This window comes from Roseibacillus ishigakijimensis (assembly GCF_016595415.1).
GTDB classification, from domain to species: domain Bacteria; phylum Verrucomicrobiota; class Verrucomicrobiia; order Verrucomicrobiales; family Akkermansiaceae; genus Roseibacillus; species Roseibacillus ishigakijimensis.
This window is the reverse complement of sequence record NZ_JAENIO010000121.1, coordinates 1-787: the sequence shown is the minus strand read 5'-3', so window position 1 is coordinate 787 and position 787 is coordinate 1. Positions and strand designations below refer to the sequence as shown.

The window sequence follows — 787 nt, the reverse complement described above, 5'->3', positions numbered from 1 at the left end:
GCCGGTCCATACCGGTTCGCCCGAGCTTCCTCCGCCCACTCGCGAACGGCTCCAGAACGCGGTCGCGCTGGGCCTGGCCGATCGCTACAACCCCTAGGACCACTACGTGCAGCCCCTGCTGGAGCTGGTCCCTGAGCTGCGGCAAAAATTTCCCCAGACCGCCATCCGGGTCTATCTCGCGAAAGATTTAGACTTTCTCGCCGACGAGCTGGCTGAGGCGGGTTGCGAAGTCTATGAGATGAAGAGCTCGTCCCTCAACTTCGCCCCCGGCGGCCTGTGGCGCTTCCTGCCTTTTGCAGAAAAAAACAAGCTGGTCGTCGTCACCGACATCGACCGACTGCGAGACCTGGAGAGTGATCTGACCCGCACCCGCACGATGCAACAGAGCGGGGTGGGAGCCTGGCGAGTGCCCAATCCCCGCGACTACACCGATGACTACCGCATCTGCTATCAACCCTTCGTGGGCTGTCAATTTGGCGTGCAGGGTGGTTTGCTGGACGATGTGCGGCTCTTGTTGGATGCCTTCACCTGGCACGCGATGAAGGGTCGGCTGGACCCGAGTGTGATCATGCCCGGCTGCGGCCCGGTGCCCCTTGGCAATCATCGCTGGCCAAGCTATGGCTTCGACGAATACTTCCTGAACGTGGCCGCCTATCCTCGCCTCGCGCAAGAAGGGATGCTCACCTTCGTCTCCAGCGGCGCGAGCTGCCTTCTCCTCTCGCTGGATGTGGAATACTGCACATGGGGAAATCCCGCCAGCGAGTTGGTTCACTTTTCCAGCGGCGGT

Annotated in this window: 1 pseudogene; it reads left to right on the top strand. The window is 61.8% G+C overall.

The features are described from left to right. Positions 1-106: 106 nt before the first annotated feature. Positions 107-787, top strand: a pseudogene (locus JIN78_RS18035) (hypothetical protein); the annotation flags it as partial.